The following is a 21828-nucleotide window of genomic DNA, read 5'->3' as shown; positions in this document are numbered from 1 at the left end:
TCTTCGAATGGCACGCCCCGGTGCCCAAGGCGCATGAGATGGGGATTTTCCAGCGCGCGCTGAAGTTCCTGCTGAACATCCAGCAGGGATCGCCCGCGCGGCGGCTGAACTGGACGATGACGGTGAACCCGCTGCTCGATACCAGCCCCGAGAACTATCACAAATGGGGGGCGATGAAGCAGGATCTGACCCTGGAGAACATGGGCCAGAAGATGCACCTGCGGGTGGAGCTTCAGACCTTCTTCCGGCTGCCGCGCTCGAACGCGCTGGTGTTTCCGATCCGCTGCTACCTGATCAAGCTGGACGAACTGGTGACGGTGCCCAAATGGGGCCGGCGGTTCCACCGCGTGCTGAGCACGCTGCCCGATGAGCTGGCAAGCTACAAGGGGTTCATCGACAACCGGCCCAAGATCCTGGAGTGGCTGTCGAAATACGACGACGGGCTGCCCACTTCGGATGGGATCTGGCCCGATCTGGACAGCGAGCCGCCGCTGCAACAGCGCTGATCCGGACGGGGCGCGCCGCGATCAGGCGCGCAGCCGCGGTTCCGCCCGTTCCTCGGCCGTATCGAGGTGCTGCACCTTGCGGCCGCGGGAGTTGAAAAGCCCCGGTTTCCTGCCGCCCTGAGCGTCGGCGATGCGATGCAGCAATTCGTTGTTCTGGATCAGGATGGCCAGCGTGCCGAACACCAGAACCACGACCAGCGGGCCCAGAACGATCAGCCCGACCGCGATCGCGGTGGAGCCGGTGCCGGTGCTGAGCATGAAGGCGCCGCCCGCGATGGTGCCCGCCAGAAAGCCGGTCGCCAGAAGAGAAATCAGCGCGCGGTAGACCGAAGCGATAAATCGAAGCATGAAATGATACCAAAAACAAAATTCGACGCGACCTTAATTGGCCTGCGGATATGAAATGATGGACAGATACTTGATGGGCAGCTTTTTCAACACCTCCGGCCCGTGGGGGGCGTCCGCGTCGAAAAACAGCGTGTCGCCCGGTTGCAGCGGAAACAGCTGCTCCGCATGGCGATAGTCGACCTCGCCTTCCAGCATGTACAGCATTTCGATGCCGTCGTGCTGAAATGTCGGAAAGGTGTCGGTTTTCTGCGACAGGGTGATCAGATAGGGTTCGACCACCACGCCGCTGGCGTTGGAGCCGAGGTGACCCAGAAGGTTGTATTGATGACCGGCCCGCGTGCCGCGCCGGTCGACATGCATCCCTTCGCCCGCGCGGGTGTGCACCGCGCCGCGCTTTTCCTCGAACCGGCGGAAAAAGGCGGTCAGCGGAACGCTCAGCGCATGGGCGAGCGTCTGCAGGGTGGTCAGCGAGGGCGAGGTATTGCCGTTCTCGATCTTCGACAGCATCCCGATCGAAAGCCCGGTCAGATTGGCCAGTTCGGCCACGGTGATGTCCTGCTTGCGGCGAAAGGCCCGCACCTCGCGGCCGATCGCGACCTCAAGCACCTTTTCGCGTTCGTCGCGCGTGCGGTGCGGGTCCTGGTTCAGGTTGACAGCCGCCGCGTCGGGTTCCACATTTGCTTTGCTCATAGACAGCCCTTGTAGTGTGGTTTCCCCGCGGATGCACGTCAGCCGTTGCGTCGCCCGGGAATTCGGGGTGTTGTTCCCCATCGTCAACCTGATGTTTCCTGATAGTATAGAAACCATGAACAAGAATGAAACGACAAAGCTCGGGTTCCTGATTTTTCCGGGCTTCCCGATGTCCTGCCTGACCTCGGCGATCGAGCCGCTGCGCGCGGCCAATGAGATCGCGGCGCAGCGCGCGTTTTCATGGGTGCTGATCTCGGAAACCGGGCAACGGGTGAATTCCAGCGCCAACGTCGGGTTCGATCCGGACCAGACGCTGGCACGCACCGAGATGGTCGATTTCCTGTTCCTGCTCAGCAGTCCGACGGGCGGGTTTGTCGATCCGAAGGCGGGCAACGGCATTCTGCGTCAGATGGCGCGCCACGGCGTGGTGATCGGCGGTGTCAGCGGCGGGGTCTTTCCGCTGGTGCGCTCCGGCGTGATGGAAGGGCACCGCTGTTCGGTGCATTGGTGCTACGAGACCGCCTTCGCGGGCGAATTTCCCGATACGCAGGGCACCGACGACGTGATCGTGATGGACCGCCGCCGGATGACCGCGTCGGGCGCGGCGGCGGCGTTCGATCTGATGCTGCATCTGGTGGAACAAAAGCTCGGCGCCGACGTGATGACCGAGGTTGCCTGCTGGTTCCAGCATCCGCTGGTGCGCGGGCAGGGCGTCAGCCAGAAAATCCCCGCCTTTCGCACCGGCGCCACCGACGACATGCTGCCGCCCGCCATCGCCCAGGCGGTGCGGTTCTTTTCCGAGCACATCGAGGATACCGTGACCGTGGCCGATGTCGCGCGCATGGTGAACCTCAGCCCGCGCCAGCTGGAACGCAGCTTCAAGGCCTCGACCGGGCAAAGCCCGTCGCATTACTACCGCACCCTGCGGATGAAGGCCGCGCGCCAGCTGGTGATGTATTCCAACGACACGATGACCGACATCGCGCTGGCGGTGGGCTATGCCTCCTCGACGCCGATGGTCCAGCACTACAAGGAGGCCTTCGGCATCACCCCGCAGCAGGAACGCGAAAAGATCAACCTCTTCCGCGTCCAGGGCAAGCGCGCGCTGCCCTCGAGCTGAGCGCGGCTTCTTCTGGTGGCAAATATCCCCGCCGGAGGCATCCCCGGCGGCACCAGGCGCAGGTCGCGGGGCGCCGACGCCCCGGCCAGGGGCGTCAGGCGATGGAATGCGCGGCGCTCACCAGCGCGTGATGCAGCGTGGCCGCGGAGGAACGCGGCCCCATGACGCTGTAGGCGCGCGCGGTGTCGCGGCAGATCACGAAACACCCCAGATGCTCGATCGTGGTGCGGCTGACGCGGCCCGCCTCGAGCTTGCGCAGATCCAGCGGGCAGAGCCGTTCGAACAGGGCGACGGCGTCCGACCCCGTCACCTCGAAGCGGCACCAGCCGTCTGTCTGCTCGGTCACCGAGCCGGCGTCCCCGACCGCCTCGCCGACGCGCGCGGCGAGGTCTTCGTGGGTGTCGTGGGGGGCCTCGAGCATCCATTGCTCGGGGCCGGTCCAGAAGGCGGCGACCTCGCCCGACCCGGCCTGGGCCACGTCGGGCAGATCGCCGCCCAGCAGACCGCGCATCGCGGTGGTGCAGTCGTCGACGCGGCCCAGCCGTGCCGCCAGCGACGCCAGCGCGCGGTCGGGGTTTTCGGTAATCGTCACGCCGCCGATCCGATCCTGCCGCGGGGTGGTGCCGCCCAGCGGCGTGATGGGTTCCAGATTATGCACGAAGACGCTCCCCGTCCGGGTCGATGAAATGGGCGCTGACGACCTCGACCGCGATGTCGGTGCCTTTCAGCGGGCTGACGGCGCGGATCACCTCGCCCAGGCGCGCGCCGCCGTTCTTGAGAAAGCCGATGCCGATCGCATGGCCCAGGTTTGGTGAATAGGCGGCGGAGGTGACATAGCCCTGGTCGTTGCCCGCGCTGGCCTGCACGCCCTTGTTCATCAGGTGGGATCCGGCGGGCACGGGGTCCTGGCGGTTGACCGGACGCAGCCCCACCTGCATCAGCGCGTCGGGCTGGTTCAGCCCCTCGCGTTCCGACAGGGTCGATCCGATGCTGTCCTTCTTCTTGGACACCATCCGCCCCATCCCGAGGTTGAGCGCGGTGGTGGTTCCGTTCAGCTCGTTGCCCGCGGCGTGGCCCTTTTCGATGCGCATCACCCCCAGCGCCTCGGTGCCGTAGGGCACCACGTCGAATTCCTGCCCCGCCTCCATCAGGCGGCGCATCAGCGCGTCGCCGTAGCGGGTGGGCACGGCGATCTCATAGGCCAGCTCCCCCGAGAAGGAGATCCGGAAGAGCCGCGCGCGCAGCCCGCCGCAGACGGTGATCTCGCCGCAGCCCATGAAGGGGAAGGCCTCGTTCGAGATGTCGAACTCGGGGTCCACGATCTTGCGCAGCAGGTTGCGCGAATTGGGGCCGGCCACCGCGAACTGCGCCCAAGCCTCGGTGGTGGAGATCAGCTGCACGTCCATGTCGGGCCAGAGGCACTGGCGCGCGAATTCCATGTGGCGGAAGACCGGCACCGCGTTGGCGGTGGTGGTGGTCATCACGAAATGATCCTCGGCCAGCCGCGCGGTGGTGCCGTCGTCCATCGCGATGCCGTCCTCGCGCAGCATCAGACCATAGCGCACTTTGCCCACGGCCAGCTTGGCGAAGCCGTTGGCGTAGATGCGGTTGAGGAACTCCGCGGCATCCGTCCCCTGCACGTCGATCTTGCCCAATGTGGTCACGTCGCAGACGCCGACGGATTTGCGCACGGCCAGCACCTCGCGGTCGACGCTTTCGCGCCAGTGGCTTTCGCCGGGCCGGGGGAACCACTGGGCGCGCAGCCACATGCCCGTTTCGACAAAGACGGCGCCCTGTTCGACCGCCCATTTGTGGCTGGGGGTTTCGCGGGTGGGGCGGAAATGCGCGCCGCGCGCGCGGCCCGCCAGCGTGCCCATCGCGACGGGCACATACGGCGGGCGATAGATGGTGGTGCCGGTCTGCGGGATCGACTGGCCGGTCATTTCGGCCATGACCGCCAGCCCGGTGATGTTCGAGGTCTTGCCCTGATCGGTGGCCATGCCCAGCGTGGTATAGCGCTTGAGGTGCTCGACCGAGCGGAAGTTTTCCTGATGCGCCAGCTTCACGTCCTTGACGGTCACGTCGTTCTGCTGGTCGATCCAGGCGCGGCCGCGGCCCTCGTGGACGTACCAGAAGGGGGTGACGTTGACGGGGGCATCCTCGGCATGGGGCAGGTCGGGCAGGGCGGCGTCGATGTCGAGCTGCGACAGCGCGCGGCGGGCGGCCTCGGCGCCGCCCGCGAGCGCGCCGTGGGTGCTCAGCTCGCCCTGCGCGGCACCGGCGGCGATCAGCCCCGGGGGGCCGTCCTCGCCGGGCACGAAGGCCGCGATATCCTCGCGCCATACGGGGCGGCCGCGCTGGTGGCACGACAGGTGCAGGTTGGGGTTCCAGCCGCCCGAGACGCCGAGCGCGCCGCATTCGATGGTGCGCGTGCTGCCGTCGGCCAGGCGGACCTCGACGAAGCTCAGCCCCAGCCGACCACGCGTGTCGATGACCTGCGCGCCGGACAGCAGCTCGGTGTCGGCCTGGCGGCGCGCGTCGGGGCGGGTGTCGATCACGGCCAGCACCTTGACGCCCTTGGCGATCAGGTCGGCGGCGGTGCGGTGGCCGTCGTCGTTGTTGGTGAAGATCGCCACGCGCGGCGCTGCGGTGACGGCCCAGCGGTTGGCGTAGGCGCGCATGGCGCCGGCCAGCATGATGCCGGGGCGGTCGTTGTTTTCAAAGGCGATGGGGCGTTCGATCGCGCCTGCGGCCAGCACGGTGCGTTTGGTATAGATGCGCCACAGGATCTGGCGCGGCTTGCCTGGGGGCGGCACCGGCAGGTGGTCGGCCACCCGTTCGACCGCGCCATAGATGCCATGATCGAACGCGCCGATGATCGTGGTGCGCGTCATCACCCGCACGTTGGGCAAGCTGTCGAGTTCGGCCATCGTCTGCGCGGCCCAGGCGGCGGCGCTGTCGTCGCCCAGCATGTAGGTTTCGGCGTTGAGCCGCCCGCCGGTGAGGAAATCCTCTTCCGCCAGGATCACCTGCGCGCCGGCACGGCCCGCGGTGAGCGCGGCCGAAAGCCCGGCGGGGCCGGAGCCCACGACCAGCAGGTCGCAATGCAGGAATCCCTTGTCGTAGCTGTCGGGGTCATCCTTCATCGACAGCGAGCCCAGACCCGCGGCGCGGCGGATGATCGGCTCATAGAGCTTTTCCCAGAAGGACCTGGGCCACATGAAGGTCTTGTAGTAGAACCCCGCCGCGAAGAAGGACGACAGCCGGTCGTTGACGGCCATCATGTCGTTCGAGAGGCTGGGCCAGCGGTTCTGGCTGGTGGCGCTCAGCCCGTCGAAAAGCTCCGCCGTGGTGGCGCGGGTGTTGGGTTCGCGCCGGGCGCCGTCGCGCAGCTCGACCAGGGCGTTGGGCTCTTCGGAGCCGGCGGTGAGCGGGCCGCGCGGGCGGTGGTACTTGAACGACCGGCCCATCAGGCGCACGCCGCCCGCCAGCAGCGCGGAGGCCAGCGTGTCGCCCGCGTGACCCTGATAGGCCGCGCCGTCGAAGGTGAAATGAAAGCTGCGCGCGCGGTCGATCGCGCCGCCTTTCAGGCGATTTGGCTGTTGGCTCATTTGCTGCGCCCCTCCGCACGGGCCACGTCGCGGGCCAGTTCGACCTTGCTGATTTCATGGGTCAGCGTGTTGCGGGTGACGACCAGCCAGGAGCGGTCGCCCTGTTCGTGGAACCACAGCTCTCGGTGTTGGCCGGCCGGGTTGTCGCGCAGGTAGAGGTAGTCGTGGAAGGCATCCACGGCGTCTTCGGCCTGCCAGTCGGGGCGGTGGATCAGCGCGGCGTCGCCCAGGTAGGTGAATTCCTGCGCATCGCGCGGGCCGAGCAGGGGGTGGTCGATGATCATGCGGCGATCCTTTGGGACAGCGGTGCGAGCCGAGTATTTTTGCCAAGAAGAAACATGGGTCAGTGCAGATTGGGCTGCGCGCCCATGCCCTTCTCGTCGATCATGTAGCCGCGGCGGAACCTGTCGAAACGGTAGGCGCGCGCGGTCTCGTGCGGGGTGCCGGTGGCCAGCAGATGGGCATAGGCGTAGCCCGAGGCGGGCGTGGCCTTGAAGCCGCCGTAGCACCAGCCGCCGTTGAAGTAGAGGCCTTCGATGTCGGTGCGGTCGATGATCGGCGAGCCGTCCATCGACATGTCCATGATGCCGCCCCACATCCGCAGCAGGCGCGCGCGGCCGATGATCGGCATCAGCGACATGCCGCCCTCGGCCACATCCTCGACCGTGGGCAGGTTGCCGCGCTGCGCGTAGGAATTGTAGCCGTCCAGATCGCCGCCGAAGACCAGCCCGCCCTTGTCGGACTGGCTGACGTAGAAATGCCCCGCGCCATAGGTGACGACACCCGGCAGCACCGGCTTGAGCCCTTCGGAGACGAAGGCCTGGAGCACATGCGATTCGATCGGCAGGCGCATGCCCGCCTTGGCCATCAGCCGGCCCGAGGAGCCCGCGACGCAGGCGCCGACCTTTTTCGCGCCGATGAAGCCGCGACTGGTTTCCACGCCCAGGCATTTGCCGTTCTCGATGCGGAAGCCCGTCACCTCGCAGTTCTGGATGATGTCGACGCCGCGGCTGTCGGCGGCGCGGGCGTAGCCCCAGGCGACGGCGTCGTGGCGCACGGTGCCGCCGCGGCGTTGCAGCAGCCCGCCCCTGATCGGGAAGCGCGCGTCGTCGAAGTTGAGGAAGGGGTAGAGGGCGCGCACGCCGTCGGTATCCAGCAGCTCGGCGTCGGCACCGTTGAGGCGCATCGCGTTGCCGCGCCGGGTGGCGGCGTCGCGCTGGGGGTCGTTGTGGAACAGGTTGAGAATGCCGCGCTGGCTGACCATCGCGTTGTAGTTCAGATCCTGTTCCAGCCCTTCCCAGAGCTTGAGCGAGAATTCGTAGAAGGGCTCATTGCCGTCGAGCAGGTAGTTGGAGCGGATGATGGTGGTGTTGCGCCCGACGTTGCCGCCGCCCAGCCAGCCCTTTTCGATCACCGCGACGCGGCGCTCGCCGAAGACCTTGGCCAGGTAATGCGCCGTCGCCAGCCCGTGCCCGCCCGCGCCGATGATGACGATGTCATAATCCGGTTTCGGGTCGGGATCGCGCCAGACCGGTTTCCACCCCTTGTGACCGGTCAGTGCTTCCTTGATGACCTTGAGGCCTGAGTATCGCATGGGAACCCCTTTAGCTTTGAGATGATAATGGGGACGCGTCGCGGCGTTTCCCACACGATATCCGACAGGCGGGCTTTCGGATCGGACGATGCGGGGCGGGTGGCGCAAGAAATGTGCCGCGCGAGGGGATCGGCCGGAACCCTTGGGCGCGCGCGCGCTTATACTTGCGAGGGACGGGAACGATCTCCACGACCAGCAGGGGAGAAGCCGTTGAGCTTCGATGAAGAGAATGTCGAACGTGAGCTGATGTGGATCCGGCTGACGTTGATCGGGATATTCCTGATTTTGCTGACCATCGCGATGTTTTTCGCCAAGGACGTGTTGCTGCCGGTGATCCTGGGCGTGTTCCTTGCGCTGACCCTAAGCCCGGTGGTGCGCACGGTGGGGCGGCTCGGGGTGCCCGCACCCCTGACGGCGGTGGTGCTGGTGATCGGGCTGGGTGTGGGACTGGGCACGGCCGGCTACATGATGAGCGGCCCGGTCAGCAAATGGGTCGCGCAGGCGCCGAGCTATGGCGCGAAGATCAAATCGCGGCTGGAGAACCTGAGCCAATCGGTCGAGGCGGTGCAGGAGGCCTCGAAGGAGGTCGACAAGATCACCGAGCAGAAGGGCGACAGCGCCAAGCAAAAGGTGGTGATCGAACAGCCGGGCATATTGGATTCGGCCGTCAGCAACCTGTTCTCGGCGGGGGCGACGCTGGCGGTGGCGCTGGTGCTGGCGCTGTTCATCCTGTCGTCGAACGATCTGTTCTACCTCAAGCTGGTGGAGGCCACGCCCAAGCTGAGCGACAAGAAGAAGGCGGTGCGCATCTTTCACGAGATCGAGCGCAGCGTGTCGCGCTATCTGTTCACCATCACGCTGATAAATGCCTGTCTGGGTCTGGTGATCGGCGCGGGGCTTTTCGCCCTGGGATTTCCCTATCCCTATATCTGGGGGGCGCTGGCCTTCGTGCTGAATTTTCTGCCCTATATCGGCGCGCTGAGCGGCGTGGTGCTGATCGCGATGTTCTCGATCGTGACCTATGCCGATCTGACCTTTGCCGTTCTGCCGCCATTGCTCTACCTCGCCGCGACGTCGCTGGAGGGGCAGATCGTCACCCCGCTGGTCGTGGGCAGGCGGCTGGAGATCAACACCGTGTCGGTCTTTCTGACGGTGGTGTTCTGGGCCTGGCTGTGGGGCATCGCGGGGGCGCTGCTGGCGGTGCCTTTCCTGGTGCTGATCAAGGTGATCTGCGACAACGTCGACGGGCTGAGGACCTTTGGCAATTTCCTCTCGGCGACGCGGACCACCACCCTGTCGGACTGAGCGGGCAGCGCCGCGCCCGCGGGATTCCGGCTTAATTGCGCCAGCGCAGCAGGCGGCGTTCCAGCCGGGTGATGATCGCGCTGGTGATCACCCCCAGCGCCGAGAGGATGGCAACCCCGACGAAGAGACGTTCGAGGTCATAGACCGCGCCCGCCTCGAGGATATAGGCGCCGATGCCATATTGCGCGCCCAGCATTTCGGCGGCGACCAGCAGGATGATCCCGATCGCCACGCCCACGCGCAGCCCCGAGAGGATTCCCGGCAGCGCGCCCGGCAGCACGATCTTGCGCACGATCGACGCCCAGCTGAGCCCGAAGCTCTGGCCCATGCGGATCAGGGTGCGGTCGACATTGTCGACGGCGCCGTAGGTGGAGACGACCGTGGGCGTGAAGGTGCCAAGTGCGATCAGCGCGTATTTCGACCCCTCGTCGAGGCCGAACCAGATGACGAACAGCGGCAGCAGCGCGATTTTCGGGATCGGGAACAGCGCGGCGACCAGCGGCACCAGACCCGCGCGCGCAAGGCTGAAGAGGCCGATCATGACACCCACCGCAATGCCCGCGCTGATCCCCATGAGCGCCCCCACGAACAGCCGCGACAGCGAAGGCCCGAGATGCGACCACAGCAGGCCCGAGCGCCAGAGATCGCCGAAAGCCGCGAAAACGTCGCTCGGCCGGGGTAACGTCAACGAAGAGATCACGCCGGTGCGGGTGCCGAGTTCGATGAGGGCGATCAACACCACGAAGACCGCGAGTCCCACGAAGCGCACCGGCTGAGGGCGGAACCCGCCGCCGCGGAACGCGACGGTCTTCACGTCGTTGTCTTCGCGACAGGCGGCAGGATCGCGGCGCCTGTCGGCATGGCTGTCGTCGTGCCTGTCCGAAGTGGTCAGATCAAGCATGGACGAGTTCCTTGTCGGCGGCGATGGCTTCCGCACGCAACAAATCCCACAGGTGGCGCTGGTGCGCCTCCAGCACGGGGTCGTCGGCGCGGCGGTCGCACAGGGGGATGTCGATATCCACCGTGGTGCGGATGCGCCCGGGGCGGCGCGACAGCACCACGATGCGGTGGCCCAGGCGCACGGCCTCGGCCAGGTTGTGGGTGACATAGACGGCCGTGAAGGGCTTGCGTGTCCACAGATCCACCAGATCTTCCATCAACAGTTCCCGCGTCTGCGCGTCGAGCGCCGAGAGAGGTTCGTCGAGAAGCATGACCGCCGGGTTAACGGCCAACGCTCGCGCGATGGCCACGCGCTGCTTCATCCCGCCCGACAGCTGCCGGGGCAGCGCCTTGCGGAAATCCGACAGTTTGGTCCGCGCGAGCACGTCCTCGATGATCATCTCGCGGCGCGCGGCCGAGATGGCGTGTTCCTCGAGCGCGAGCGAGATGTTGCCCTCCACGCTGCGCCAGGGCAGCAGCGCGAAGTCCTGAAAGACATAGGTCAGCGGGTTCAGGCTGTCCGCGGGCGGGGCGCCGATCTGCAGGACCCGCCCGGCGCTCGGCCGTTCGAGCCCGCCGATGAAGCGCAGCAGGGTGCTCTTGCCGCATCCCGACGGCCCCACGATGCACACGACCTGGCCCTGGCTTATCGTCAGGCTGACATCCTCGATGACCCGGAGGTCGCTGTAGCTGTGGCAGATCCGCTCCAGCCTCAGGTCCATGGTGCGCGCTCCGCTCGTTCGGGGGCGGGGTGATGCCGCGCGCCGCAGCGCGGGCGGGGGTCAGACAATTTCGACATAGCTGGGATCGACCAGCGTCTCAAAGGTGATGCTGTCCTTGACCATGCCTTCGGATTTGTACCAGTTCAGCTGATCCATCACCGAGGATTTGTTCAGCCGCGCCTCGGGGTTGATGCGCATGGAGCCGTTGACGATCGAAGGTTTCGCCTTTTCATAGGGCTGATCGGCGTAGACGTATTTGTGGATCAGCCGGGTGACGGCCTCGGTCTCTTCGGGATCGGCGGTGCGGTCCACGAGCGCCGCGTTGTAATCGGCGGCCCCGCGCGCATAGGCGCGCAGGAAGGCCTGCGATTTCTGACGCTCCTGCGCGGCGTTGCGCGCCGAGGTGAAGACCGTGGTGACCTGGAAATCGGGAAGATAGTCCGAGACGTTGCCGATGATATGCACCGCGCCGGAGGCCGCCAGCGGCTTGGCGATATGCGGCACGATGGCCCAGCTGTCGATCTGGCCGGATTTCAGCGCCCCGATCAGCGTGCCCACCTTTTGCAGCGGGCGGAAGACCGGGGCGATGCCCTCGGCCCTGGCCATCTGCGCGCCCACATAGTGGAACGACGATCCGCTTTGCGTGACGCCGAAGGATCTGCCGCCGAGTTTTCCGGGTGCGGTGACCCCTGCCTGATAGGCCGCGTCCGAGGCCAGGAACATCTGGCCGTCGATGCCCGGCTCTTCGCTGAGGGCGCCGCCGATCACCTTGGTCGCGCCTTTTTCGGCAAGCGAGATCAGCCCGCCGGAAATCGCCGTGACCGCGAAATCGGCATCGCCCGAGGCAATGGCGACGGCCATCGGCTGCGCCGCCTGAAAGAATTTGAATTCGACGTGGAGGCCTTCGGCGTCGTAATATCCGCGTTCGAAGGCGATGAAATTCGGGGCATGGCTGGTAAAGCGCAATGCGCCCACGACGGTCGTGGACGCCGCACGCGCCGGTCCTGCGAACAGCGGCGCCGCCGCGGCCCCGCCCAAGAGTGCCATCGCCTGTCGTCTTTGAATGAGTTGCATTGCAACTGTCCTTTTCTGCCCGGAGCGGGACCGGGTCCCGGCCAGATCTGGGCCGGGGCGGCCCGTGTCCCCGTGAGCTGCCTTATTACTACAAGATGATCTATAATTATGCAATGCCGCATTATCATAAATTGTAAATCCCTACGACCTTCCTCAAGGTCAGCCAAGCCGAACACGGGAAGATTCCGCCGCGGCCTGTAACATGCGCGTCGCCTCATGCAGCCAGTCGGCGAACGCTCTGGTTGTCTGCCTCCGCGCGGGCGGGCGCCGCCAGCCCGCGGCGCACACACCGGCCGATCCAATGGACGGATGGCGCAAACACGCTGGTCCGCACGCGGGTGCGCCGGTATACCGGCAAGAGACTGCGAAACCATGCCGCCGCCAGCATCACCACGGAGACCGCCGCCATGACTGCCACTTCCCCCACAGATCCCAGATCAGCGCCCGCGCTCGGCCGTTTCGACTGGGAAGACGCCCTGCGGCTGGAGGACGCGCTGAGCGAGGATGAACGGATGCTGCGCGACAGCGCGCGTGACTATGCGGAGGCCAAACTGCAACCGCGCGCGATTGCGGCCTTTCGCGATGAGTCGAGCGACCCCGCCATCTTCGCGGAGATGGGCGAGGCGGGTCTGCTCGGCCTCACCCTGCCGGAGGACTACGGCGGGCTCGGCGCGTCCTATGTGACCTACGGGCTGGTCGCCCGGGAGGTGGAGCGTGTGGATTCGGACTATCGGTCGATGATGTCGGTGCAATCCTCGCTGGTGATGTACCCGATCCATGCCTACGGCAGCGAGGCGCAGCGCAGGACCTACCTGCCCAGGCTGGCGCGCGGCGAGTGGATCGGCTGCTTCGGCCTGACCGAACCCGACGCGGGCTCCGATCCCGGCGCGATGAAGACCACCGCGCGCAAGGTCGACGGCGGCTATGTGCTGAACGGCAGCAAGATGTGGATTTCCAACGCGCCGATCGCCGACGTCTTCGTCGTCTGGGCCAAGTCGGAGGCGCATGGAGGAAAGATTCGCGGTTTTCTCATCGAGAAGGGCACCAAGGGGCTGTCGGCGCCCAAGATCACCGGCAAGTTGTCGTTGCGCGCCTCTGTCACCGGAGAAATCGTGCTGCGCGATGTCGAGGTCGGCGAAGACGCGCTGCTGCCGGGGGCGGAGGGGCTGAAGGGGCCGTTCGGCTGCCTGAACCGCGCGCGTTACGGAATAGCCTGGGGTGTGCTCGGCGCCGCGGAATTCTGCTGGCACGCGGCACGGCAATACGGGTTGGACCGGCGCCAGTTCCAGCGGCCGTTGGCGCAGACGCAGCTGTTCCAGAAAAAGCTCGCCGACATGCAGACCGAAATCACGCTGGGCCTGCACGCGGTGCTGCGGTTGGGCCGCCTGATGGACGCGGGCCGCGCCGCGCCCGAGATGATCTCCATGCTCAAGCGCAACAACTGCGGCAAGGCGCTGGATATCGCCCGGATGGCGCGCGACATGCACGGCGGCAACGGGATCTCGGAAGAATTTCAGGTCATGCGTCACATGATGAACCTGGAGACGGTCAATACCTATGAGGGCACGCATGACGTGCACGCATTGATCCTGGGTCGCGCGCAGACCGGGTTGCAGGCGTTCTTCTGAGCGTCCGGCGACAGGGCCCGGGGATGGCGCCCGGTGGCCGCCGCCGGATCGAGTATTTGCCCCGAGAAGAAACGGCCGCGCGTTCTTCTGGTCGAAAATATCCCCGCCGGAGGCGGCGCGTCAGCCGCCAAGCGTGCGGCGCACGGCGTCTTTCCAGGCGGCGTAACGAGCGTCGCGGTCCTGCGCGGTCATCGCGGGGGTGAATCGCCGGTCGGCCTGCCACAGACCGGCGAAACCGGATTGGTCAGGGTAGAGCCCGGCCTGCATCCCCGCCAGCCAGGCCGCTCCGAGCGCGGTGGTTTCCAGCATCACCGGCCGGTCCACCGGCGCGTCGGTGATATCGGCGAGAAACTGCATGGTCCAGTCGCTGCCGCTCATCGCGCCGTCGACGCGCAGCACGGGCGCGGGCCGGGCGCCGCCTGCCTGATCGCCGGGCCAGTCGGCGCGCATGGCCTCCAGCAGGTCGCGCGTCTGGAAGCCCACGCTTTCCAGCGCCGCGCGCGCGAATTCGGCGGGGCCCGAATTGCGCGTCAGCCCGTAGATCGCGCCGCGGCATTCGGCATCCCAGTAAGGGGCGCCGAGCCCGGTGAAGGCGGGCACCAGGATCACGTTCTGTTGCGCGTCCGCGCGTTCGGCCAATCGCTGGGTGTCCCGCGCCTGCGCGATCAGGCCCAGCCCGTCGCGCAGCCATTGCACCACCGCGCCGGCCACGAAGATGGACCCTTCCAGCGCATAGCTGCGCCGCCCGTTCAGCTGGGCGGCAACGGTCGTGAGCAGCCGGTTTCGGGAAGCCACCGCCACATCGCCGGTGTTGAGCAGCGCGAAACAGCCGGTCCCGTAGGTCGATTTGAGCATTCCGGGGGTGAAGCAGGCCTGACCCATCGACGCCGCCTGCTGGTCGCCCGCGATCCCCAGGACCGGCAGCGCGCGTCCGAAAAGCGCCGGATCGGTGTCGCCGAAATGTCCCGCGCAGTCATGGATTTCGGGCAGCATTGCGGTGGGAATGTCGAGCAGGGCGCAGATCTCCTCGCTCCAGTTGCCCTCATGGATGTCGTAAAGCAGGGTGCGGCTGGCGTTGGTGGCGTCGGTCCTGTGGCTGCGTCCGCCGGTCAGCCGCCACAGCAGATAGGTGTCGACAGTGCCGAAAAGCAGCTCTCCGCGGCGCGCGCGTTCGCGCGCGCCCTCGCAGTGATCAAGCAGCCATTTCACCTTGGTCCCCGAGAAATAAGGGTCGAGCAGCAGTCCGGTGATCTTGCGGAGCAGGGGCTCATGGCCCGCGTCGCGCAGCGCGCGGCAGATGTCGGCGGTACGCCGGTCCTGCCAGACGATCGCGTTATGAATGGGGGCGCCGGTGGCGCGGTCCCAGACAAGGGTGGTTTCGCGCTGGTTGGTGATGCCGATGCCCGCGATCCCGGCCGCGCCGCCATCCAGTTGCGCGATCGCTTTGCGGCAGCTCTCGAGCGTGCTCGTCCAGATGTCTTCCGGCGCGTGTTCGACCCAGCCCGAGCGGGGGAAATGCTGGGCGAATTCCTGTTGCGCGCGCGCGGCGACATGCAGGTTTGCGTCGAAGACGATGGCCCTGCTGGAGGTCGTCCCCTGGTCTATGGCGAGGATCTGGCTCATTCCGCGGTCTCCTGGCAGGGGGTTGGCGGGGTGGCTCTGGCGGCCCCTTTCGCGTCGGCGGGCCGGAGGTAGCTTTCCAGCGCGCGGACCTGATCGGCGTTCAGGCGCAGGCCCAGTTTGCTGCGGCGCCACAGGATGTCCTCGGCGGTGCGGGCGAATTCGCGTTTGACGAGCCAGTCGACTTCGGCCGCGTGCAGGCCATGGCCGAAATCCTGCCCCAGCGCGTCCAGCCGGGTGGCGCCGTTCAGCACGCCCCAGGCGTCTGTGCCGTAGCTGCGGATCAGCCGCGCGGCCTGCGCGGGGGCGAGGAACGGGTGTTCGGCCAGCAGCCGCGCGATCAGGCGCGGCCCTGCGTCCACCGCGAAATCGCCGCCCGGCAGCGCGGCGCCGCGGGTCCAGGCCCCGCCCGCGGTGGGCGGCAGATGCGGCGCGAGCTTCGACAGCGCGGCTTCGGCCAGGCGGCGGTGGGTGGTGATCTTGCCGCCAAAGACGTGCAGCAGGGGCGCGCCGCCCTCGGATGTGTCGAGGCGCAGCGTGTAGTCGCGCGAGGCGGCGCTGGCCCTTTGCGCCGTGTCGTCGTCATGCAGCGCGCGCAACCCGGCGAAGGACCAGACGACCATCTCGGGCGTGACGGGGCGCGCGAAATATTCCGACGCGAACCGGCATAGATAGCTGCGTTCCTCATCGGTGCAGCAGGGGGCGGTATCGGGATCGGGGTGATCGCAATCGGTGGTGCCGATCAGGGTGAAATCACCCTCATAGGGGATGGCGAAGATGATGCGCCCGTCGCGCCCCTGAAGAAAATACGCGCGCTCGTGATCGAACAGCCGGGGGGTGACGATGTGGCTGCCGCGCACCAGGCGAAGCCCGCCGCCCGCCGCGCCGCCCAGCAGGTCCTGCGCCAGGCGCCCCGCCCAGGGGCCCGCGGCATTGACCACGCCGCGCGCGGTGACGCTGCGCAGCCGGTTCGCGGGGCGGTCCAGCAGCTTGAGACGCCAAAGCGCGCCTTCGCGGCGGGCGGCGGTCACGCGGGTGCGGGTCAGCACCGCGGCCCCCCGGTCGGCCGCGTCGCGCGCGTTCAGCGCGACGAGCCGCGCGTCGTCGACCCAGCAGTCCGAATATTCGAACGCCCGGGTGAATTTTCGCGCCAGCGGCGCGCCGGCGGGATCGCGGCGCAGATCGAGGCTGCGCGTGCCCGCCAGAAGACTGCCGCCGCCCATCCGGTCATAAAGCGCGAGCCCCAGCCGGATCATCCATGCGGGCCTGCGCCCCGCCGTCCAGGGCATCGCCAGCCGCAGGATGCGCGACACGGGCGTTTCGGCGTCGAAACGCATGTCGGGATTGAGCGGCAGCACGAAGCGCATCGGCCGACTGATATGCGGCATCGCCCTGAGCAGCGTTTCGCGTTCGCGCAGCGAGGCGCGCACGAGGCCGAGTTCCAGATATTCCAGATAGCGCAGCCCGCCGTGAAAGAGCTTGGTCGAGGCGGAGGAGGTGGCCGAGGCCAGATCGCCCATTTCCGCCAGCCCGACGCGCAGCCCGCGCCCCGCCGCATCGCGCGCGATGGCGCAGCCGTTCACGCCGCCGCCGATGATGAACAGGTCGAAATCGGGTTCTTGCATCATCGCCTCGCCTTTTGCAGCTGATCCTGCTTAGCGCGCGCACGGGCCGCGCGTAAACCGGACATGTGGCGCGCTGCGGTGCGGGGCCGCCACGTCAGCCGGGGGCGGTCTGCCTGCCTGCGGCTTTGCCGCTGCCGCCGCCGCCGATCAGCACCGACAGATCGGTCGCCACCAGCAGCACATTGACGCGCGGCGGGGCGACCAGATAGCGGGCGCGCCACTGCGGGTCGAACTTGTTCTTGAAGGCGCGCAGCCCTTCGAAATTGTAGAAATGTCCGCCGTGACGGTAGACCAGCGCGCCCATGCGCGCGGTCCAGCGGCTGCCGCGCCGCGTCGCCAGCCCCGAAAGCGGCGCCATGCCGAGGCTGAATTCGCCGTAGCCCTGCGCGCGCAGCTGCATCATCAGCTCGGTGAACAGGAATTCCATCACTCCCGCGGGTGCGTCGGGGAGGTGGCGCATCAGGTCGATCGTCGCCTTTTGCCGTTGCGCGGTGTCGAGCACGTTGGCGAACGCCACGATCCGCGCCTCGTGGCGGACGAGCGCGATGGGCATGGAGGCAAGATAGGCGGGGCTGAACCGGCCGACGGAAAACTGCTTTTCCCGCGCATCCTTGGCGGAAAGCCAGCGATCGGAAATCTCGCGCAGCTCGGCGATCAGTTCGGGCGCGTGGGGCGGGCGCGACAGCTCGAACCGCAGCCCGTCGCGCAGGGCGCGGCTGTGGGTGGTGCGCAGTTTCTTGCGCGCGCTGCCCTCCAGCGAGAAATCTGCCAGCGCAACGACGGCCTCTTCGCCCATCTTGTGCAGCGACAGCCCCATCTCGATCCACAGGGGCAGGTAATCCGAAGATGTCTCGTAGAAGACGGGCCGCCCGTTGGCGGCATTGGCGGCGTCGAAGAACTGCCAGCATAGCTGCGCCGCATCGGCGGGCGAGCCGATCGGATCGCCGAGCGCGATCCACGACCGGCCCTGCACGCGGAACATCAGGAAAGAGCGGCCGTTGTCGGAAAACAGGATCGACTTGTCGCCGGTCAGCGCGACCTTGCCGTAGGGGTTGGGCTGGCTGTCGATCACCGCGCCCGCGCGGTCCAGATCGGCCCGGGTGGCCAGGCCCAGCGGCGTGCGCGGCGGGCGCAGCGCATAGACCAGCGCCCAGAGCGCCAGCACCAGCGATCCGACCATGCCCGCGCGCATGGCCCGGGGTGCGCGCTGGTCGGTGGCGAACTGCCACCACAGATCCATGTTGTAGGGCGTCGCCCGGTAGGCGAAGAAAAACACCGCCAGCCCGGTGCCCAGGATCGCCAGCATGAGCGCGACCCATTTCAGAGACAGCGTGTCGCGGGTCAGCCGCGTGCTGCGGTAGAATTCGCGACGACAGGGCAGCAGGATCAGCAGTGCCAGCGCCAGGATCAGCGCGCGGTTGGTGTCGAGCCCCTGCAACAATGCGGCGACGACGCCGCCCGCCAGCGCCAGCACCGACAGCCACCACGCCCCCTCGACCCGGCGCAACAGCCCGTGGGCGATGATCACCAGCGCCGCGCCGATCGCGCTCGACAGCAGGGCGCCGCCCTCGACGAACCCCAGGGGCAGCAGCAGCTCCAGCTCTTCGGCGGCCTGATCGGCGGCCGGAATCACCGAAGAGAGCATCATGAACAGCCCCGAGGCGAAGATCATCGCCGACATTGCGGTCGGAACGACGGCGCCCGCGGCGCTCAGCACCGGGACCAGCGCCTGCAGGCGGGGGCCGGGTTTCCTGACGGCGGCCATGCGCAGCTCCGACAGCGACAGCGCGACCAGCGCCACCATGAACGGCAGCAGGAAATAGACCAGCCGGAACAACAGCAGCCCCGCCGCCGCCTGATCGACCGGGATCTGCGGGGGCAGCCCGGCGATGATCACCGTCTCGAACACGCCGACGCCTCCCGGCACATGGCTGATCACCCCCGCCAGCATCGCCGCCGCGAACAGCGCGACGAAGGGCCAGTAGCCCAGGCCCTCGGGCGTCAGAAGCACATAGAGGGTAAAGGAGGCGAGCAGCACCTCCAGCCCGGTGAAGCCCAGCTGACCGGCCATCAGCCCGGGCGAGGGCGCGGTGATGCGAAAGCCGCCGATCCGCACCTCCGAGCGCCGGATGGCGACATAGCCGAGCCCCGCGGCGGTTCCTGCCAGCAGCCCCAGCGCCACCATGCGTACCGTCGCCGGATCGAGCGCGTGCAACGAGCGCAGCGCATCGGGGGTATAGGCCAGTGCCACCAGGCCCAGGATCGACGATCCGAACCCGAAGGCGAGCGAGCCGAAGGTGGCGATGCGCGCGATGTCGTAGCCGGTCAGCCCCAGTGCGGAATAGATCCGGTAGCGCACCGCGCCCCCCGACACCGGCCCCAGCCCGATGGTATTGCCGAACGCGTAGCCAAGAAACCCGCCAAGCGCCACCACGGGCAGCGGCAGCCGCTTGCCGATATAGCGCAGCGCCGACCAGTCATAGCCGATCAGCGCGCCATAGCCGCCGATCGTGCCCAGGATCGCCAGCGCGATGTGCAAAAGCGGGGTGGCGCGGATCTGCGCCATGACCTGCCGGTAATCGACAGGCTTGAGCAGGTGATAAAGCGCGTAGATCCCCCCCGCGAACAGCCCGATCGTCAGCACGATGGGCAGGGCCGGGGCGATCTTGTGCCAGAGTTTGAGCGCGGCGGTCTTCATCCGGGTCGAGATATGGGTTGCATGGCGGTCCTTCGTTGCACCCCGCGGACCGGCGGCGCAATAATATATCCCTACCCTATTTCGGGGGCTGGACAAGCACCCATGACGGGGACCCCTGACAAGGGCACCTGACAAGGGCACCTGACAACGATCGGGGGGCGGTGGCGGGGCGCTCCTGATGCAACACCGGGGCCGACATTTGCGCGGCGTCGCGGATGCCGCGGCGCGAAGGGCTTGCGTGCGCGATCTTTTGGGCGCAAGCGGGGGCGCGCGGCGCCGCGTCCGTGCGAAAGGGAAGTCGAATGGATTTACTGGCAATTCTGCCCCTGGGGTTTCTGGTCGGCATGGGCCACGCGCTGGAGGCCGACCACCTGGCGGCCGTGGCCACGATGCTCAACGACCGCGGTTCCCGGCTGGCCACGATCCTGCGCGGCGCGTTCTGGGGACTGGGCCATACGCTGGCGCTGTTCGCGATCTGCACGGTGGTGATCCTGTTCGGGTTGAGCATCTCGCACCGGACGGAGGCGCTGCTGGAAATGACCGTGGGGCTGATGATCGTGCTGCTGGGGCTGCATCTGCTGTGGACGCTGCGCCGCAACAAGGTGCATCTTCACGCCCATTCGCACGACGGCGTGACGCATCTGCATGTGCACGCCCATGCCGCGGGGCCCGGGCACGATGTGGCGCCGATGGCCGGGCGCGCCGCCACGGGGCACCCTGCGATACCGGGGCACCGCCATATCCACCGCAACATGCGCGGCAATCTCAAGGCAATGGCGATCGGCCTGATGCATGGCGCCGCCGGGTCGGCGGGGCTGCTGGTGCTGGTGGTGGCCGCGACCAGCACCCTGGCCGAGGCGATGGCCTATTTCGCCGTGTTCGGCGCGGGCTCGATCCTGGGGATGGCGGCGATCTCGGCGGTGGCGAGCTATCCGTTGAGCCTGTTGCACCGGGGCGGCCGCTGGATGCGCGCGGCGACCGGCGTGGCGATCGCGCTGGGGGCGATCTATGTCGGCGGGTCGCTGGTCTGGCGCGGCTATGGCGTCATCGTTCCCGTGCCGGGCTGCGAAGCCCCGGCCGCGCCGCTGCCCGCGCCATGCGCGGCCGGGGCGCCGACAGTAAACTGACCGTCCCATTGCAAGTCTTTGAAAACAAGATCTCTTATGCGCTTTACCTGCGAGATGACTTCGGCTAGACATGCGCGGCGTCGGCGGAGTAGCTCAGTTGGTTAGAGCAGCGGAATCATAATCCGCGTGTCGGGGGTTCAAGTCCCTCCTCCGCTACCATCCTTTCCCCAATGTTCTCGGTGACTTCCTCCTATTTAGGGTTGGTGGCCTGCATGCGGAAAGCATTCCGGGGTGGCGCCGGGGTGGCGGGACAGCGCGTCTTGCAGCCTGTCCCCGGTTCCAAGGCCAGCATGATCACGGCCGAAGGCCGATGCGGCAAGGGGCGGGGAAAGTTGGTGCCGCAAGAAAATGCCCTTCGGCCCACCAATTTTTTCCGTTCTGAGAAAAAGACCAATCTTCCGTCTGCATAGACAAGGAGATGATCATGCAAATCGAATCCAGCACCCCCGACAAGCTCGTCAGCATTGCGGCCGTTGCCGCCATCCTCGACCGCTCGCGCGCGAGCATCTACCGCGATATTGCGCAGAGGGTGCTCCCGAAACCGTTGAAGATCGGGCGCTCGTCGCGCTGGCGGATGTCAGAGGTGGACGCCTATATTCAGCGCCTGTCTGACAACCGTTGAAGATTTGGCGTTCCGCCACCGCCTGGGGCGCACCGGCGGTGGCGGAGGTGCCTCAGCCGCCCAGGCGTGCGCACAGGTCTTCGACGCGCGCCCCGGACCAGCGCACCGCGCCGTAGACATCGAATGGTGCCTTTCCCGACATCGCCCACTCGTCGATCTCTCGGAAAGGAATCTCGTTCAGCGACATTCGAACCTCCCTGAGTTCTCCAAGTAAGTCCCATGCGTTCGGCATCGGAGAAGAGCACTGGCCGAGCAGGTCGGTCACTGAATCAGCGCCGTCGGGGTCGCCGACCATGTCGAACAACTCGAGGAGCATGAGCCCCTCCCGGCGGATGAAATCCACCGTATCGAGGACGGCGTGCTCTTTGCGCTCCTGCGCTGTGGTAACCAAGGCGGTGGTGGAAAGCATGTTCATGCCATTCTCCCTGACGACAGTCCGCGACGGGGGCCACGGAAGACTGAGCTACCCCCCGAAATTCGGACACTGACATAAGCTACGATTTGCATTCTGCTGATCTTCGACGAGAAGGAGATCAGAGATGTCGAAACGGAAGCAGCACGCGCCTGAGTTCAAGGCGAAGGTCGCGCTGGAAGCCCTA

General features: G+C 67.0%; 19 protein-coding genes and 1 tRNA gene. 7 read left to right on the top strand and 13 right to left on the bottom strand.

Features of this window, described 5'->3' with window-relative positions:
* The coding region (locus ACU0BR_RS13755) for a heme-dependent oxidative N-demethylase subunit alpha family protein (protein ID WP_446157405.1) at positions 1 to 506 on the top strand (506 nt) is incomplete at its 5' end.
* A gap of 21 nt (positions 507 to 527) precedes the next feature.
* Here the strand turns inward: ACU0BR_RS13755 and ACU0BR_RS13750 are convergent.
* Positions 528 to 854 carry a hypothetical protein gene (locus ACU0BR_RS13750; RefSeq protein WP_446157404.1) on the bottom strand — a complete coding sequence of 109 codons (327 nt, stop codon included), beginning with the start codon at positions 852 to 854 and terminating at the stop codon, positions 528 to 530.
* A gap of 33 nt (positions 855 to 887) precedes the next feature.
* Positions 888 to 1544 carry a helix-turn-helix domain-containing protein gene (locus tag ACU0BR_RS13745; RefSeq protein WP_446157403.1) on the bottom strand — a complete coding sequence of 219 codons (657 nt, stop codon included), beginning with the start codon at positions 1542 to 1544 and terminating at the stop codon, positions 888 to 890.
* Positions 1545 to 1659: 115 nt separating this feature from the next.
* Between ACU0BR_RS13745 and ACU0BR_RS13740 the strand changes: the two genes are divergently transcribed.
* On the top strand, positions 1660 to 2664 hold the full coding sequence (locus tag ACU0BR_RS13740) for a GlxA family transcriptional regulator (protein ID WP_446157402.1): 1005 nt from the start codon (positions 1660 to 1662) through the stop codon (positions 2662 to 2664).
* Positions 2665 to 2758: 94 nt separating this feature from the next.
* Here ACU0BR_RS13740 and ACU0BR_RS13735 read toward each other — a convergent pair whose 3' ends face one another.
* From ACU0BR_RS13735 to ACU0BR_RS13720, 4 genes are read right to left on the bottom strand one after another with little or no spacing between them, the layout of a single operon-like run.
* Positions 2759 to 3322, bottom strand: coding sequence for a sarcosine oxidase subunit gamma (locus ACU0BR_RS13735; RefSeq protein ID WP_446157401.1), 564 nt, complete (start codon positions 3320 to 3322; stop codon positions 2759 to 2761).
* Positions 3315 to 6275 (bottom strand): sarcosine oxidase subunit alpha family protein, encoded by a 2961-nt coding sequence (locus ACU0BR_RS13730; protein ID WP_446157400.1) that lies wholly within the window; start codon positions 6273 to 6275, stop codon positions 3315 to 3317. The genes ACU0BR_RS13735 and ACU0BR_RS13730 overlap by 8 nt, the downstream gene beginning before the upstream one ends.
* On the bottom strand, positions 6272 to 6559 hold the full coding sequence (locus tag ACU0BR_RS13725; RefSeq protein WP_446157399.1) for a sarcosine oxidase subunit delta: 288 nt from the start codon (positions 6557 to 6559) through the stop codon (positions 6272 to 6274). Before ACU0BR_RS13725 ends, ACU0BR_RS13730 begins: the two co-directional genes overlap by 4 nt.
* A gap of 59 nt (positions 6560 to 6618) precedes the next feature.
* The gene (locus ACU0BR_RS13720; protein ID WP_446157398.1) at positions 6619 to 7869 is read right to left on the bottom strand and encodes a sarcosine oxidase subunit beta family protein; all 1251 of its coding nucleotides are present in this window, start codon (positions 7867 to 7869) and stop codon (positions 6619 to 6621) included.
* Between the two features lie 210 nt (positions 7870 to 8079).
* Here ACU0BR_RS13720 and ACU0BR_RS13715 point away from each other — a divergent pair, with 210 nt between their 5' ends.
* Positions 8080 to 9174 (top strand): AI-2E family transporter, encoded by a 1095-nt coding sequence (locus ACU0BR_RS13715; RefSeq protein WP_446157397.1) that lies wholly within the window; start codon positions 8080 to 8082, stop codon positions 9172 to 9174.
* Positions 9175 to 9205: 31 nt separating this feature from the next.
* Here the strand turns inward: ACU0BR_RS13715 and ACU0BR_RS13710 are convergent, their stop codons facing one another.
* From ACU0BR_RS13710 to ACU0BR_RS13700, 3 genes are read right to left on the bottom strand one after another with little or no spacing between them, the layout of a single operon-like run.
* A complete protein-coding gene (locus ACU0BR_RS13710) occupies positions 9206 to 10075 on the bottom strand; it encodes an ABC transporter permease (protein WP_446157396.1) in 870 nt (289 codons plus the stop codon).
* Positions 10068 to 10835, bottom strand: a complete 768-nt coding sequence (locus ACU0BR_RS13705) for an ABC transporter ATP-binding protein (RefSeq protein WP_446157395.1) — start codon at positions 10833 to 10835, stop codon at positions 10068 to 10070. The genes ACU0BR_RS13710 and ACU0BR_RS13705 overlap by 8 nt, the downstream gene beginning before the upstream one ends.
* A 60-nt stretch (positions 10836 to 10895) precedes the next feature.
* Positions 10896 to 11909: an ABC transporter substrate-binding protein gene (locus ACU0BR_RS13700; protein ID WP_446157394.1), complete on the bottom strand. Its 1014-nt coding sequence runs from the start codon at positions 11907 to 11909 to the stop codon at positions 10896 to 10898.
* 407 nt (positions 11910 to 12316) lie between these two features.
* Between ACU0BR_RS13700 and ACU0BR_RS13695 the strand changes: the two genes are divergently transcribed.
* Positions 12317 to 13537, top strand: coding sequence for an acyl-CoA dehydrogenase (locus ACU0BR_RS13695; protein WP_446157393.1), 1221 nt, complete (start codon positions 12317 to 12319; stop codon positions 13535 to 13537).
* Between the two features lie 120 nt (positions 13538 to 13657).
* Here ACU0BR_RS13695 and glpK read toward each other — a convergent pair whose 3' ends face one another.
* The 3 genes from glpK to mprF all read right to left on the bottom strand — a co-directional run bounded on the left by glpK (position 13658) and on the right by mprF (position 19480).
* Positions 13658 to 15160, bottom strand: a complete 1503-nt coding sequence (gene glpK / locus ACU0BR_RS13690) for a glycerol kinase GlpK (RefSeq protein WP_446157392.1) — start codon at positions 15158 to 15160, stop codon at positions 13658 to 13660.
* Positions 15157 to 16785 carry a glycerol-3-phosphate dehydrogenase gene (glpD, locus tag ACU0BR_RS13685; RefSeq protein WP_446157391.1) on the bottom strand — a complete coding sequence of 543 codons (1629 nt, stop codon included), beginning with the start codon at positions 16783 to 16785 and terminating at the stop codon, positions 15157 to 15159. Before glpD ends, glpK begins: the two co-directional genes overlap by 4 nt.
* A 91-nt stretch (positions 16786 to 16876) precedes the next feature.
* Positions 16877 to 19480, bottom strand: coding sequence for a bifunctional lysylphosphatidylglycerol flippase/synthetase MprF (gene mprF / locus ACU0BR_RS13680; RefSeq protein WP_446157390.1), 2604 nt, complete (start codon positions 19478 to 19480; stop codon positions 16877 to 16879).
* A 302-nt stretch (positions 19481 to 19782) separates the two neighbouring features.
* Between mprF and ACU0BR_RS13675 the strand changes: the two genes are divergently transcribed.
* From ACU0BR_RS13675 to ACU0BR_RS13665, 3 genes are all read left to right on the top strand, one after another.
* Positions 19783 to 20607 carry a hypothetical protein gene (locus ACU0BR_RS13675; RefSeq protein ID WP_446157389.1) on the top strand — a complete coding sequence of 275 codons (825 nt, stop codon included), beginning with the start codon at positions 19783 to 19785 and terminating at the stop codon, positions 20605 to 20607.
* Positions 20608 to 20689: 82 nt separating this feature from the next.
* Positions 20690 to 20766 (top strand) — tRNA-Met (locus tag ACU0BR_RS13670).
* A 265-nt stretch (positions 20767 to 21031) separates the two neighbouring features.
* Complete coding sequence (locus ACU0BR_RS13665; RefSeq protein ID WP_446157388.1) at positions 21032 to 21229, top strand: helix-turn-helix transcriptional regulator; 198 nt, start codon at positions 21032 to 21034, stop codon at positions 21227 to 21229.
* Positions 21230 to 21281: 52 nt separating this feature from the next.
* Here ACU0BR_RS13665 and ACU0BR_RS13660 read toward each other — a convergent pair whose 3' ends face one another.
* Positions 21282 to 21644: a hypothetical protein gene (locus ACU0BR_RS13660; RefSeq protein ID WP_446157387.1), complete on the bottom strand. Its 363-nt coding sequence runs from the start codon at positions 21642 to 21644 to the stop codon at positions 21282 to 21284.
* Between the last annotated feature and the right edge of the window lie 184 nt (positions 21645 to 21828).

Source organism: Brevirhabdus sp. (genome assembly GCF_052826345.1).
The sequence above is the reverse complement of the archived record's forward strand: the minus strand, read 5'-3'. Positions and strand labels throughout refer to the sequence as shown.